Raw genomic sequence first — 13,338 nt, 5'->3', positions numbered from 1 at the left:
CAAAATGATAAATACGTGGATGATCTATAATAGTTTCAATCAAATTATCTTTTGATCCAATCATACAGTTTTTTAAGCGAATATGGAGGATTTAATCATGGGAAATACAGAACTTTCAAAGCGCCGCTCAGATGCCGTTGCTCGCGGCGTTGGTGTAACTACGCCAATTTTTGCAGATAAAGCAGAAAACACTGAACTTTGGGATGCAGAAGGCCGCCGCTTTATTGATTTTGCATCGGGTATTGCAGTGCTTAACACTGGCCACCGCCACCCAAAAGTTATTGAAGCGGTAAAAAAGCAGCTTGATCGCTTTACCCATACTTGCCATCAGGTTGTGCCTTATGAGAATTATGTGGAGCTTGCTGAAAAACTCAATGCAGCAACACCTGGTAATTTTAAGAAAAAAACTGTTTTTGTAACTACCGGCGCTGAAGCGGTTGAAAATGCAATTAAAATTGCTCGCGCTTATACAGGGCGTGATGGCGTTATTGCGTTCTCCGGTGGTTTTCATGGCCGTACATTTATGGGCATGGCTTTAACTGGTAAGGTCGTCCCTTATAAAGTTGGCTTTGGAGCAATGCCTGGTGATATTTACCATATTCCCTACCCTTATTCAGTACATGATGTAACCGTTGAAGATAGTATAAACGCGTTAAATACGCTGCTTAAAGCAGATATTGATCCAAAGCGCATTGCAGCCATTATTCTAGAACCTGTTCAGGGTGAAGGTGGTTTTTATCAAGCACCAGCAGAATTAATGAATCGCGTTCGCGAAATCTGTGATGAACACGGCATTGTTATGATAGCTGATGAAGTACAGACAGGCTTTGCAAGAACAGGCAAACTTTTCGCCATGGATCATTATGACGTAGCCCCAGACCTTATCACTATGGCAAAAAGCTTAGCTGGCGGTTTCCCACTATCAGCAGTTACTGGCAAGGCTGAAATCATGGATGCCCCAGGCGTGGGCGGCCTTGGTGGCACCTATGGCGGTAATCCATTAGCCATTGCAGCAGCTCTAGCTGTGCTTGATGTAATTAAGGAAGAAGGGCTTTGTGAAAGAGCAAACCAGCTTGGCTCGCGCTTGCGCCAACGTTTGGCTTCAATTCAGGATGATGTGCCAGAAATCAAGGATATCCGTGGTCCAGGCTTCATGACAGCAGTTGAATTTTTTGACAAAAATGGCAAGCCATCAGCTGACTTTGCGAATAAAATCCGTCTTAAGGCTCTCGAAAAAGGGCTTATCTTGCTTACCTGTGGTGTCTATAGCAATGTTATCCGCTTTTTGGCGCCAATCACGGTTGACGATAAGATTTTTAATGAAGCTCTTGATATTTTAGAGCAATCAATCCGCGAAGTTAAAGCGGTAAGTTAATTTGCGCTTTTTCAATACCTAGCATTAAATACAAAAGACACTAGAGCACAATTATTTAAGTTACAACAACTAGGTGCTCTAGTTTTCTCGCTGTAATTAAGCGGATTGGCTTTCCCGTAAAGCCAAAAATATTGAATAAGAAGCAATGGGATAGGATTGATATTATGTTGAAAGACAATACACTTTTTAAACAGGCCGCCTATATCGCTGGCAAATGGATTGCAGGCAGCAAAGATAATGGCACAGAAGTTACTAACCCTGCAACGGGCGAAATTTTAGGCTATATTCCTAACTGTACACAGGAAATGACTCTGGAGGCGATTAAAGCTGCTGAAACGGCTCAAAAAGAATGGGCAAAACGCACGGCTAAGGAACGCTCGCTTATTTTGCGTAAATGGTTCAATCTTATGGTAGAGAACCGCGAAGATCTTGGCAAAATTCTCACCCTTGAACAAGGTAAACCACTTAATGAAGCTATTGGCGAAATTGACTATGGTGCAAGCTTTATTGACTGGTTTGCTGAAGAAGCACGCCGCATTAATGGTGAAATCATCCCCGGTCATCAGCGGGACAAACGTCTCCTCGTGATGAAGCAGCCAATTGGTGTCGTCGCCGCGATAACGCCATGGAACTTTCCAAATGCAATGATTACTCGCAAAGCAGGCCCCGCATTAGCAGCTGGTTGCGCCATGGTGTTAAAACCTGCGTCTCAAACTCCATTTTCAGCCATTGCCCTTGCCATACTTGGCGAGCGTGCCGGTATCCCTGCCGGTCTTTTTTCTGTGGTGACTGGTAGCGCGAGAGAAATTGGCAAGGTGATGACTGACAGCCCAATTATACGCAAACTGACCTTTACTGGTTCTACTGAAGTTGGTGCAAAGCTTTATGCGCAATGCGCACCGACAATTAAAAAACTTGGCCTAGAACTTGGTGGCAATGCACCCTTTATCGTTTTTGATGATGCCGATATTGATGCAGCTGTTGCCGGTAGCATTATTGCCAAATTCCGCAATAATGGTCAAACATGCGTATGCGCCAATCGTATTTACGTTCAAGATGGCGTTTATGACATATTTGCTAAAAAATTAACTGATGCTATTGCCAAATTAAAAGTTGGCAATGGTATGGAAAAAGACGTTATTCTTGGACCGCTGATTGATGAGCCTGCCCTTAAAAAGGTCGAGCAGCATGTTAAAGACGCGGTCAGCAAAGGTGCACGTGTATTAACCGGTGGTAAGCCGTCTGCCATTGGTGGTACTTTCTTTGAGCCAACCGTTCTTGCCGATGTAACCAAGGGTATGTTGGTTGCCAGTGAAGAAACTTTTGGCCCTGTTGCACCACTTTTCCGCTTTTCCAATGAGGATGACGTTATCCAACAGGCAAATGATACTGAATTTGGTCTTGCATCCTACTTCTATGCTAAGGACTTAGCCCGCGTATTCCGCGTTAGTGAAGCATTAGAATATGGCATGGTTGGGGTTAATACCGGCCTTATTTCAACAGCAGAAGCACCGTTTGGAGGTATCAAGTCATCTGGCCTTGGTCGCGAAGGTTCACATTTTGGCATTGATGACTTTGTTGAGATTAAATATGTCTGCCTTGGTGAAATTGCTTAAACCATAACAAGTGATTGCAATAAGATATATAAAATTTATAAAATGATAAGAAGGCTTCATTCTTTAATGAAGCCTTTTTCAATTAGAAAAATCAGGCTAAAAACATTCATAAAAAAAAATTGAAATTCGAACTTAACCAATTGCTTTAAATAAATAATCACTCAACCTTATCCTTGCAATTGCATTTTTTTGAATCTTTTTTTTGCTTTGCAATTTTCCAAAACCGCCATGGTAAATACCATCTATAATAATCATCCAAAACAACTGGCACAGGGTCAATTCCATGGGTTCCAAACGGGCCACAACGCATAATACGAAATAATCCCATAAAACCACCGTTCCACAGTCCAAAACGCGCTATTGCTTCATAAGTATATTCAGAACATGTGGGTAGATGGCGACATTGATTGCCAATCAATGATGAAAGCGTGAGCTGATAAAAGCGAATGAACACAATGCCTAGAATTCGCCCCGGTGTTTTGCGCCATGGACCATCATAATTGCGATTATAGCGATTTTGATCTACCATTACCCTTGGTTTCTAAGCTGTGATTTCAATTTGCTGGATACAATCAACAACTGCGTCAAACACTAACAGAGTTGATGCGTGACGGGCTTTAAAGTCCTTTACTGGTTGCAGACAACCAAGTTCTTCAAACTTGCCTATTGGCGGCTGACCATCTTCCTTAAGCATGGCATACATAACATCTTTGAGCTCCATCAACTCTCGAGTACTTGCACCAATAACATGATTGGCTAGCAACGATGCTGAGGCTTGCCCTAACGCACAAGCGCGCACCTCTTGGGCAAATTCTGTAACAATGCCATTAGTTATTTTAATATCGACAGTAATAATCGACCCACAAATTTTAGAGTGCTGGCGCGATGACGCATCAGCATCACTAAGGCGACCAGTTAGGCTAATATGAGCTGCCGCTGATAATATTTTGCTATTATAAATGTCATCAATCATAATTTATTTATACCAAATCCATCTAAATCCAGTGATTGGGACTTTCGTTCCACGAATAAACCATTATATAGGATTGAAATTCCTTTAATGCCATATAAAGGTAAACTATATATTCTCCAATATGAAGTCATATCAATTATAACCGATTCAAATTAATAGACCATATGAGCTTACTGCCACTCTTAGATATTTTCTAATTTATGTTATTTAGTAAAGAATAAAGGGAACTAAATACGGCCGTAAGTGATTAAGTGTTGACTGTTAGCTTTATGATTATTTTATAAAGCTAACGAGTAAAATTAAACAAAAGTTTGAAATTTAGAATGGATGTTTTCGTGCAGAATCCCGTTAGTAAAAAACCATTATCTATTGAAAAACGCCCAAGTCGTGAAGAGGCTGAACAAGCCGTTCGCACATTGCTATTATGGGCAGGCGAAAATCCCGATCGTGAAGGCTTGGTTAAGACTCCTGCACGCGTTACCAAAGCCTATGGTGAATTATTTGGCGGTTATGAGCAATCGGTAGAAGATATATTAGGAACAGTATTTGAAGAAGTCGCTGGCTATAATGATCCAGTACTTGTTCGTGACATTGAATTTTTTTCCCATTGCGAACATCATATGGTGCCGATCATTGGCAAAGCCCATATTGCTTATCTTCCTGATAATTGCGTGGTTGGCCTATCAAAACTGCCAAGAGTCGTTGATGTTTTTGCCCGCCGACTGCAAACGCAAGAAACAATGACCGCCCAAGTAGCCGATGCAATCAACAATAATTTAAAGCCGCGCGGTGTCGCTGTTTTAGTTGAAGCGGAACATTTATGCATGGCAATGCGCGGGGTAAAAAAGCAGGGTTCAACAACGATAACGGTAGCATTTCGTGGTCATTATGAAAATAATCCGCAAGAACAAGCGCAATTCATGAATATGATTAGGGGATTTCGATGAAATCTGAAAAATTTTCTTCGCCTTTTATTGATAAGGAAAAGCAGGAAGAAGGCGATATGTTTGCGCCGCGCTTTGACCAAAATGGCTTAATTACAGCCATTGCTTGCGACCATGTAACCAATGAAGTTTTGATGCTAGCATATATGAACAAAGAATCGTTGGAGCTTACTTTAAGCACTGGCATTGCTCATTATTGGTCACGCTCTCGCCAGTCACTTTGGAAGAAAGGCGAAACTTCAGGCAATATGCAACACATAAAAGAAATTCTTGTCGATTGTGATCAAGATGCACTTTTGCTTAAAGTTGAAGTGGAGGGTCACGGACCCACATGCCATACGGGCAGACAGAGTTGTTTTTATCGGAGCATTCAAGATAAAAATGGCAAATCACTATTGTTAAAGGTTCAATGAATAATGGCTTAATGAGATAATTGAGCATCTTTGCTTTAATTTTGCTCGTTAAACGCACTTGCCTTACCTTTTAGGAAACATATTGCTTCATTTAAGCGCTAAGATTACGAAGATCTAAAAAAATTGTTATATTTAAAAAAAAGTGCTTGTCATAAAGTTACACATTTGTTACATGCCGCTAGCTGATTTATTTTAGCTTCTACCACGTGCGGTCGTGGCGGAATTGGTAGACGCGCAGCGTTGAGGTCGCTGTGGGGCAACCCGTGGAAGTTCGAGTCTTCTCGACCGCACCATTAAAAATCTACTTACAGATTTTTTAGCTTTGTTGTCACTTAGCCTTAAGACCCACTAATTGAGATAGCAGCTAAAACGCTCCTATATTTTTTCAGACATAAAGACATTGACTATCATTGATTATTTTCGCATCGATTAATCTAAAAGGCCTAGCTTTGAAATTACAAATTAAACATATCTATGAAACGCCAACAAATGACGATGGTTGGAGAGTTCTTGTAGATCGCATGTGGCCAAGGGGGCTATCAAAAGACAAAGCCAAACTAGATGATTGGTGCAAAGATATCGCACCAAGTGCAGATTTGCGTAAATGGTTTAATCATGACCTTGAAAAATGGCCCGAATTTACTGAAAAATATAAGAACGAACTTGATCAAAATAGTATAAAAATACAAGCCTTTATAGACAGTATAAAGACACACAACATCGTAAGCTTACTCTTTGCAGCTCATGACAGCGAACATAATAATGCGGTTGTTTTAAAAGATTATTTAGAACAACTTAGCAATGATTGATAATCAAATCATGAATAAGTATATTTAAATGCCATCTCCTGCAATTAAGGTTTGGTCCATATTGCGTGCAGGCTCAGTACAACCCGCCTCACCTATGATGCGCGCTGGCACGCCGGCAACTGTAACACCTGCAGGTACATCTTTTAAAACAACTGAACCTGAAGCAATTTTTGAACAATGACCAACTTCAATATTGCCTAAAATTTTTGCACCTGCACCAATCAAAACACCATGCCGAATTTTAGGATGGCGATCACCGCCAGCCTTGCCAGTACCACCTAATGTTACACTATGAAGAATAGAAACATGATCTTCAACAACAGCAGTCTCACCAATAACTAAACCCGTGGCATGATCAAGAAAAATACCCTTACCAATGGTTGCAGCAGGATGAATATCTGTTTGAAAAACTGAAGATGATCGACTTTGCAAATAATAGGAAAAATCTATGCGCCCCGCCTGCCATAAAGCATTGGCAAGTCGATAGGTTTGCAAGGCATGAAAGCCTTTAAAATATAATAAGGCGTCCATTAAACGATGACAGGCAGGATCCAAATCAAAAACTGCAGCAATATCTTCACTTAACATTTCATCAAAATTTTCAATCGTTGCGGCAGCCTCGGTTAAAGTTTGCCGTAACACGTCCTGATCAAGATCATAATGATAAAGTCGATCAACAAGCCGATTAATCACTGCCGTGCGTAAACTTTGATGATTTAAAACAGAGGGATATAGAAACCCTGACATGGTGTGGTCATTGACTATAGCCGCTTCTGCCTCTGAATATATAAGGCTCCATAAATCACCAATGTCATATTTTCTATCAAAAGAAATAAGAGTGGCAGAAGAATTCATCTAGCTCATCTTTCCAATCGTCACTATAAAGCTAATTTAACGGCACCTATCAGACAAAATCTATCTGCGACCAATAGGATGACGAGCGAGAAATTCCAAAACACCTTTTTTATATATTTTATCACCTACTGCCAACATGTGATCTCGCCCTTCAATTACCAAGGGTTCACCATTAGGTAATAATGCTGCTAGAGCAACGGGATCGCCGCCAATTTCATCGTTACTACCAACAGCCACAAGAACGGGTTGTTTTATTTTAAAAACTTCAGCTGCGGTGAGTTCCTTTTTCGACGTAATAACACAAGCAGCTAAAGCTAAGCGATCACTTTGGGTTTGATCAGCAAATTTTCTAAACATCAAACCTCGTTCGTTGTTAATACTTGCAATATCGTCAGCCAACAAAGCTTCAGCAACAGGCTCCCATCGTCCAGCACCTGTTACCATACCAATGCCAAGACCGCCAAAAATCGCACTTTGCACTCGTGCTGCATGTCGCAAACAAGCAAATGCTGTAATTCTTGCGCCCATGGAATAACCCATGATATGCGCATTTTCTATACCAAGATGATCAAGAAGACGAACCGCATCATCGGCCATTGCTTCAGGTGTGTAGGCTTTTTCATCGTGAATTTTTTGTGAAAATCCATGGCCGCGATTATCAATGGCAATTACCCGATAACCAGCATCATTCAACGTACGAAACCATCCGGGCGCAACCCAATTAACCCATGAAGATGATGCAAAACCATGAATGAGTAAAATAGGTTGCCCATTTCCTTTATCGCGATAGGCAAGAGTGTAACCATCACTTTCAAAAAAATTCACATCATCTTTTAGCATAAATTATTACCTGACACATTTTACTGCTATTGCAGGGTGAACAACACAATCACCTTGCTTTAAATTCATCTTATCAATCTCACCAGCATTCAATTCAACAACATAGCGAGTTGGAAAACCTGAAGAAATAAGAATAGTTGATTCTGGTGTCGTATTATAAGCAAGTGAAACAACTTTGCCATTATTATCAACGAAAACCATATCAAGTGGTAAAGGAGTATTTTTCATCCACATCATAACATCGCGCTGGATTGCAAAAACAAAAAGCATAGCTCTATCATGAGGTAAATCCTTGCGGAACATTAGACCCGCTTCCAACTCCTGAGGTTTTTGAGCAACTTCAACAGAGTAATTATGCGCCCCACTAGCAGTTAAAAAACTGATAGGCGCAGAATCTACAGGAATGCGCATTGCCTCTTGTGCCATAGCATTCGTTGAAAGCATCAAAAAAGAAACTATAGCTGCAAATATCGTTTTCATTAATAAATCCCCACGGTGAAATAACTTTCACCATGCAAAACCATGGTCTATTTTGCAAGTAGAAATTTGATTAACAAAAATCAACTTACCGCATATAAAATTCCGCCCGCATAAATTAACGCTATAAATATGAAATATGCTTTCGTCAAAAATTAATTATGTGGCGAAGTCTCACCATCGGCATACTTAAATTTAAAAGGGGGATTAAATGAAAAATATTTAGCAATAGCATTGCTACTTAGTACATTTTCATTACCACAAGCTCCACAAGCACAAAAAAATTATCGTGTAAATAGCATTAGCATAGATTTTTTTGCAGCGACCGATAAAAGCCCGGGAAAGAAAACGGCACTATTAGTTTTGAGCTATCTTATTATGACTTGGTATTTATACTCCATCTAAAATATCTAGCACCTGTGATTCATGGGCTTCATGTTCATAGCAATCCAGATTAAATGGCGAAAAGATAATTCCACCAGTTTAACAAGCAGTCACTTAACCCCTTCCAAAGAACAAAAAACTTTCAACTCCTTGGGATGACAACGGGCATCTTGGTAACTTCCCCCGATATTTGGTCGATAGTGATGCAACGCCAATTTTCTGGTATTTGCACCTAAATTAGGTAAATTTTACAGCCATCCCAAACCACTTGGTGGTGGAGCAAGAGTGGCTTACTGTGTGATAAAATAATCTTTCAGCCCCTAATCACCGCTAACAAAAAATTGCCATTTGCCATCTGGTGTTATACCGATGCGAAAAAAAGAATAAGCACCAATGTCTTTCATCGCCTCAAAGTCACCCGCAGTCATAATCTGGAAAGTTTCAACCATTTGAGCTTTGGTTAATTTATCTATTGGATAGGCAAATAGATACGGCCAAACATAGATTTCTTGTTCAGTGCCTTGATCAAGATGGACGTAACCTGAATTAAGTAAGTCAATGATAATTGACAGAATTTCAAGTCCCTCTCCATCGCCAGAAATCTCTTTTAAGAACTCTATTGGATCGCCTTCTTCGTCTGTCAACCTTAATTGGGTTTCGTTAATCCCAGTGCCAAGCAAGGGTCTTAATGCTTCGATTTCGCCTGTCTTAGCCGCTTTAATAATGTTTAAACGCATATCACGAACTTTAGCGGGCAAAGCAGTTTCATCATATAAAACAATTGGTAAAGAATGGCCGATTAAGCTATTTTTGTTGGCGTCATCACCATTAAAAGGACCAAAGGCACTTTCAGGATCAGGTATATTATTATCCAAAATCCCACGAAAATCTGGCTGATCGGTTTTGGAAAATGCATTTTGCAGCGGTGCATTTGCTAAAACTAAAGCAAGACCTACTACCAAGACCAATTTATTGATGTTTTTTAACATTTTTACCAAATTTTATAGATAATAAGTACTGTGAATAACCTATTTAAATCCGCTAAATGTTCAACCTATGCGGTAAATAGAAGGTGATTGAGCTATTGTACGGTCTTATGGTTAAGAAAATCTCCCATAATTATCCGTTCGCGAATAACATCCACAAGATTTAAGGCTTCTTCTTCCTTTTTAAACAGCAAAAAATGCTCAAGTGCAGTAACGAAAGCTACCTCAGCTAAAATTTCAGGTTCAATACCATTAGACATACCATTAGCCCAAGCTTCTGCCTGTGTTTCACTTGCAACAAGTTTTTTTTCCTGCGCAATAATTAATGCTAAGTCGGATTGACTATTTTTCATTTCCTGTCATCTCTTTATTTGTACGCAAAGAGCGTTAACACTATAATCTTATCCTAGACTAGCATATTTCTTTAGGGCCTTGTAAGATAACTGAAAAAAAGGTTAATTTATCTTTTAATGGCAGTATTCAATGACAGGGTGTATGAAATAATTTTAATTATCCCATATTTTGAATATCTATGTAAAAACCAATTAATTACCAAAGCGGTCAATTAATTCTTGGGAAAGTTTCTTACCCTCATCATTATAAAGCTCTATCGCGCTTAACGCAGCAAGCGTACATTGGTAGTAATTTTCAGAAAAAGCACGAAAACCGCTATTAAAGGCAGCTGTTAATTTAGTCTTTCTTGCGCCGTCAGCTTGTTCAGCATTTAACAATAAATCCATTTTGTCACGCCAAATAGCTGTATCTTCGCCGCATAAATTATAAAGATAATGAAGAGAACCCAAAACTTCTGATAAACGTATCATTTTTTTATCATAGCTAACATTTTGCCCAAAAGCATGGGATGCGGGTAGCAAAATAGTTAGAATAAAAACAATGGAAAAAAAACGTTTTATCACGATAAAAGTCACCCCAACTTCATGCTGCAACACAATTTCAAATTGTCAAAAACTTATTAAATAAGATTAAATTTTTCGCAATTCGATACATATTTACAATTTTGTTGTATTTGTATTTGTTAATTCGCTTAGTTAAACTTATAAAAGTCAATTAATTTAAAACTGGAAATTAAATGTGTGGTCGTTTCACTCTATTAACAGATATTACAAAAATTGAAGAGCAATTTGGCGCCATTGTTCCAATTGCAATACCACACCTTTATAATATATCTCCAACACAGCCAATCCTTATTGTAAAGTACCCAGAAGCAACAAGGCCAGACAATAGCAACCTACCCCCACATGATGTTTCATTAATGCGTTGGGGATTTGTTCCGGCTTTCGTCAAAGAACCTGATAAATGGCCACTAACAATTAATATTAGAGCAGAAACGGTACATTTAAAAAAATCATTTAGAAATGCTCTTAACCACCGCCGAATTATCATTCCTGCGAGCGGTTTTTTTGAATGGAAAAAAACAACTGGCAAACAAAGCCAGCCTTATTACATTACGTCTCAAAATAGTCCAATTATCGGCTTTGCTGGGCTTGCTGAAACATGGAGTGGCGCAGACGGCACTGAAATTGACACTGCAGGCATAATAACCACAGCCGCAAATAATGATATAAAAATGATACATCAACGTATGCCACTCATCATTTCAAAAGAAAATTATCAAGCGTGGTTAGATATACGCAACTATCGCGGCGAAGATGTCTTGCGCATGTTAACCACACCTGACACGGAAAAATTCATTGCTAGAAAAATATCTACCAAGGTTAATGATGCCAATTATCGCAGCGAAGATCTTTTGGACGAAATACTGGAATTAGAAACACCCAGCGCATCCAAAAGCCACCCTGACCAACTGTCACTCTTTTAAAAAATGCATGAGCTATGTTTTAAAATTGCGTTTTTTAAGTGTTATGTTATAACGATAATGAATTATGTGTCTTTAGGCCAAGCATTGATGGTTAAAACCTTTGATTTTTATCGAGGCTAAGTCATTTATGTGCATAAAGAAAACACATCAAACTTATTTATATATGATTACAACCAATAATTTAGGTATTTGAATAGAAAGTTTATTCTTCGTGTCGTCCTCATTGATAAAGCTTATAAACGCTGGGATTTTTCGCAATAATCGCTGGCTGGTACGTAACATTGACATGGAATTATCACGCGGCGAAATTATAACGCTTATTGGCCCTAATGGTTCAGGTAAAAGCACCACCGCAAAAATGGCTCTTAAAATATTAAAACCTAATGAGGGCAATGTTTGGCAAGCACCAAACTTGCGGGTTGGCTATGTGCCACAAAAGCTTAATTTCGACCGTAGCATGCCGATGAGTGTCGGTCGCTTTATGGAGCTTACCCACAAATTAAAAATGGAAGATGCCGATGCAGCCCTTGCAGAAGTTGGGGCATTGCATTTACGTGGCGCGCAAGTTCTCAATTTATCAGGAGGGGAATTGCAAAGGGTCATGTTGGCACGTGCTGCTGCAACCAAACCTGATATTCTTGTTTTAGATGAGCCATTGCAGGGCGTGGATTTTAGCGGCGAAGCAGAACTTTATGATCTGATTTCTCAATATAGGCAGCGGTTAAATTGCGGAATTTTACTTATTTCCCACGACTTACACGTCGTTATGGCAGCATCCGACCGCGTGATATGCCTTAATGGGCATATTTGCTGTAGCGGTAAGCCAGAAGAGGTAGCCATGAGCCCCGAATATAATGCCTTATTTTCAAGGAATGGTAAAAATTCCGCCGCACTTTACCGGCATCAACATGACCACAACCACCATCCAGATGGTACGATTTGCCAAGGCGATCAATGTCACGACAACAGCAAACATAATCATTTAACAAAACCAGATAATAAACCACAGGATAATACGAATGTTTGATGATTTTTTTGTACGCGCCATGGTTGGTTGTATCGGCATTGCCTTGGCAGCCGGGCCTTTAGGCTGTATCGTCGTCTGGCGCCGCATGGCTTATTTTGGTGACACAATGGCCCATTCAGCTTTGCTTGGCGTTGCTCTTGCCTTCATATCCAACATTAACATGACCATTTGTGTTTTCATCGTTACAACAATGCTGGCCATTATCCTTTTACTTTTACAACGCCGTCATACACTTTCAAACGACTCTTTACTTGGCGTACTCTCTCATTCAAGCCTTGCTATCAGCTTAATTATTTTAAGTTTTTTACCTTGGGTACGACAGGACCTTTCAGTCTACTTATTTGGCGACATCTTATCGGTTTCTCGGCTTGATCTTTTAATGATCTGGCTGGGCGGTATTTTTGCTATAGCGATCATTTATATTATCTGGCGGCCACTTATCGCTGGAACAGTCAATGCCGACCTTGCTAAAGCAGAAGGGCTTTATCCTGAAGTTGCTCAAATTATTTTTATGCTTATGCTCGCGCTTATTATCGCTGTGGCTATGAAAATTATCGGAATATTGCTGATTACCGCGCTTTTAATACTACCTGCTGCCACAGCAAGACGGTTGTCATCAACCCCTGAAATCATGGCCTTGCTTTCTAGTGTCATCGGCATTATCTCTTCAACAACAGGATTGCAAATGTCAAAAATCTTTAACACGCCTTCTGGCCCCTCGATTGTTGTTGCCGCCTTTGTCCTTTTTGTTATTTGCCTTTTGCCATTCAGCTTGTTAAAAAACAAAACTTAGCTGGTT

General features: G+C 39.7%; 16 protein-coding genes and 1 tRNA gene. 9 read left to right on the top strand and 8 right to left on the bottom strand.

All coding sequences use genetic code 11. The features are described 5' to 3' along the window. Positions 1-97 precede the first annotated feature (97 nt). Positions 98-1,375 (top strand): 4-aminobutyrate--2-oxoglutarate transaminase, encoded by a 1,278-nt coding sequence (locus tag N6B01_RS05585; RefSeq protein ID WP_262080296.1) that lies wholly within the window; start codon positions 98-100, stop codon positions 1,373-1,375. A gap of 161 nt (positions 1,376-1,536) precedes the next feature. Further along, positions 1,537-2,991: an NAD-dependent succinate-semialdehyde dehydrogenase gene (locus tag N6B01_RS05580; protein WP_315973331.1), complete on the top strand. Its 1,455-nt coding sequence runs from the start codon at positions 1,537-1,539 to the stop codon at positions 2,989-2,991. A 157-nt stretch (positions 2,992-3,148) separates the two neighbouring features. On the opposite strand, the gene yidD is transcribed toward N6B01_RS05580, so the two are convergent. Both yidD and N6B01_RS05570 read right to left on the bottom strand, forming a co-directional pair. Then, positions 3,149-3,520 carry a membrane protein insertion efficiency factor YidD gene (gene yidD / locus N6B01_RS05575; protein ID WP_262080293.1) on the bottom strand — a complete coding sequence of 124 codons (372 nt, stop codon included), beginning with the start codon at positions 3,518-3,520 and terminating at the stop codon, positions 3,149-3,151. Between the two features lie 12 nt (positions 3,521-3,532). Then, positions 3,533-3,964: an iron-sulfur cluster assembly scaffold protein gene (locus N6B01_RS05570; protein WP_262080292.1), complete on the bottom strand. Its 432-nt coding sequence runs from the start codon at positions 3,962-3,964 to the stop codon at positions 3,533-3,535. Between the two features lie 323 nt (positions 3,965-4,287). On the opposite strand from N6B01_RS05570, the gene folE reads away from it, so the two are divergent. The 4 genes from folE (at position 4,288) to N6B01_RS05550 (ending at position 6,130) form a co-directional block, all read left to right on the top strand. Then, positions 4,288-4,911 (top strand): GTP cyclohydrolase I FolE, encoded by a 624-nt coding sequence (gene folE, locus N6B01_RS05565; RefSeq protein ID WP_182419302.1) that lies wholly within the window; start codon positions 4,288-4,290, stop codon positions 4,909-4,911. Beyond that, positions 4,908-5,321 carry a phosphoribosyl-AMP cyclohydrolase gene (hisI, locus tag N6B01_RS05560; RefSeq protein WP_262080291.1) on the top strand — a complete coding sequence of 138 codons (414 nt, stop codon included), beginning with the start codon at positions 4,908-4,910 and terminating at the stop codon, positions 5,319-5,321. Before folE ends, hisI begins: the two co-directional genes overlap by 4 nt. A gap of 208 nt (positions 5,322-5,529) precedes the next feature. Next, a tRNA-Leu gene (locus tag N6B01_RS05555) sits at positions 5,530-5,614 on the top strand. 156 nt (positions 5,615-5,770) lie between these two features. Beyond that, the gene (locus N6B01_RS05550) at positions 5,771-6,130 is read left to right on the top strand and encodes a DUF488 domain-containing protein (RefSeq protein ID WP_262080290.1); all 360 of its coding nucleotides are present in this window, start codon (positions 5,771-5,773) and stop codon (positions 6,128-6,130) included. Positions 6,131-6,154: 24 nt separating this feature from the next. On the opposite strand, the gene cysE is transcribed toward N6B01_RS05550, so the two are convergent. The 6 genes from cysE to N6B01_RS05520 all read right to left on the bottom strand — a co-directional run bounded on the left by cysE (position 6,155) and on the right by N6B01_RS05520 (position 10,589). Continuing rightward, complete coding sequence (cysE, locus tag N6B01_RS05545; RefSeq protein WP_262080289.1) at positions 6,155-6,985, bottom strand: serine O-acetyltransferase; 831 nt, start codon at positions 6,983-6,985, stop codon at positions 6,155-6,157. A 60-nt stretch (positions 6,986-7,045) separates the two neighbouring features. Next, positions 7,046-7,825, bottom strand: coding sequence for an alpha/beta fold hydrolase (locus N6B01_RS05540; RefSeq protein ID WP_262080288.1), 780 nt, complete (start codon positions 7,823-7,825; stop codon positions 7,046-7,048). Between the two features lie 6 nt (positions 7,826-7,831). Beyond that, entirely contained in the window at positions 7,832-8,305 is a 474-nt protein-coding gene (locus N6B01_RS05535; RefSeq protein WP_262080287.1) for a DUF192 domain-containing protein, read from the bottom strand. 701 nt (positions 8,306-9,006) lie between these two features. After that, entirely contained in the window at positions 9,007-9,675 is a 669-nt protein-coding gene (locus N6B01_RS05530) for a hypothetical protein (protein WP_262080286.1), read from the bottom strand. A gap of 92 nt (positions 9,676-9,767) precedes the next feature. Further along, positions 9,768-10,025, bottom strand: a complete 258-nt coding sequence (locus N6B01_RS05525) for a hypothetical protein (protein ID WP_262080285.1) — start codon at positions 10,023-10,025, stop codon at positions 9,768-9,770. Between the two features lie 192 nt (positions 10,026-10,217). After that, positions 10,218-10,589 carry a TIGR02301 family protein gene (locus tag N6B01_RS05520; RefSeq protein ID WP_262080283.1) on the bottom strand — a complete coding sequence of 124 codons (372 nt, stop codon included), beginning with the start codon at positions 10,587-10,589 and terminating at the stop codon, positions 10,218-10,220. A 173-nt stretch (positions 10,590-10,762) separates the two neighbouring features. Between N6B01_RS05520 and N6B01_RS05515 the strand changes: the two genes are divergently transcribed. The 3 genes from N6B01_RS05515 to N6B01_RS05505 all read left to right on the top strand — a co-directional run bounded on the left by N6B01_RS05515 (position 10,763) and on the right by N6B01_RS05505 (position 13,332). Further along, entirely contained in the window at positions 10,763-11,512 is a 750-nt protein-coding gene (locus N6B01_RS05515; protein WP_262080281.1) for an SOS response-associated peptidase, read from the top strand. Positions 11,513-11,705: 193 nt separating this feature from the next. Next, the gene (locus N6B01_RS05510) at positions 11,706-12,539 is read left to right on the top strand and encodes an ATP-binding cassette domain-containing protein (RefSeq protein WP_315973330.1); all 834 of its coding nucleotides are present in this window, start codon (positions 11,706-11,708) and stop codon (positions 12,537-12,539) included. Further along, the gene (locus tag N6B01_RS05505; protein WP_182419292.1) at positions 12,532-13,332 is read left to right on the top strand and encodes a metal ABC transporter permease; all 801 of its coding nucleotides are present in this window, start codon (positions 12,532-12,534) and stop codon (positions 13,330-13,332) included. Before N6B01_RS05510 ends, N6B01_RS05505 begins: the two co-directional genes overlap by 8 nt. Positions 13,333-13,338: the final 6 nt, after the last annotated feature.

It is taken from the genome of Bartonella sp. HY406, from assembly GCF_025449315.1.
GTDB lineage: Bacteria > Pseudomonadota > Alphaproteobacteria > Rhizobiales > Rhizobiaceae > HY038.
Note: the sequence above shows the minus strand (reverse complement) of the source record. Positions and strands in the feature narration are given on the sequence as shown.

Bases quoted from the DNA above. Each gene is read 5' to 3' on its own strand.
- folE (WP_182419302.1), top strand. From the start codon at position 4,288: ATGGATGTTTTCGTGCAGAATCCCGTTAGTAAAAAACCATTATCTATT.
- N6B01_RS05515 (WP_262080281.1), top strand. From the start codon at position 10,763: ATGTGTGGTCGTTTCACTCTATTAACAGATATTACAAAAATTGAAGAG.
- yidD (WP_262080293.1), bottom strand. From the start codon at position 3,520: ATGGTAGATCAAAATCGCTATAATCGCAATTATGATGGTCCATGGCGC.
- N6B01_RS05530 (WP_262080286.1), bottom strand. From the start codon at position 9,675: ATGTTAAAAAACATCAATAAATTGGTCTTGGTAGTAGGTCTTGCTTTA.
- cysE (WP_262080289.1), bottom strand. From the start codon at position 6,985: ATGAATTCTTCTGCCACTCTTATTTCTTTTGATAGAAAATATGACATT.
- N6B01_RS05540 (WP_262080288.1), bottom strand. From the start codon at position 7,825: ATGCTAAAAGATGATGTGAATTTTTTTGAAAGTGATGGTTACACTCTT.
- N6B01_RS05525 (WP_262080285.1), bottom strand. From the start codon at position 10,025: ATGAAAAATAGTCAATCCGACTTAGCATTAATTATTGCGCAGGAAAAA.
- N6B01_RS05535 (WP_262080287.1), bottom strand. From the start codon at position 8,305: ATGAAAACGATATTTGCAGCTATAGTTTCTTTTTTGATGCTTTCAACG.
- hisI (WP_262080291.1), top strand. From the start codon at position 4,908: ATGAAATCTGAAAAATTTTCTTCGCCTTTTATTGATAAGGAAAAGCAG.
- N6B01_RS05505 (WP_182419292.1), top strand. From the start codon at position 12,532: ATGTTTGATGATTTTTTTGTACGCGCCATGGTTGGTTGTATCGGCATT.
- N6B01_RS05570 (WP_262080292.1), bottom strand. From the start codon at position 3,964: ATGATTGATGACATTTATAATAGCAAAATATTATCAGCGGCAGCTCAT.
- N6B01_RS05585 (WP_262080296.1), top strand. From the start codon at position 98: ATGGGAAATACAGAACTTTCAAAGCGCCGCTCAGATGCCGTTGCTCGC.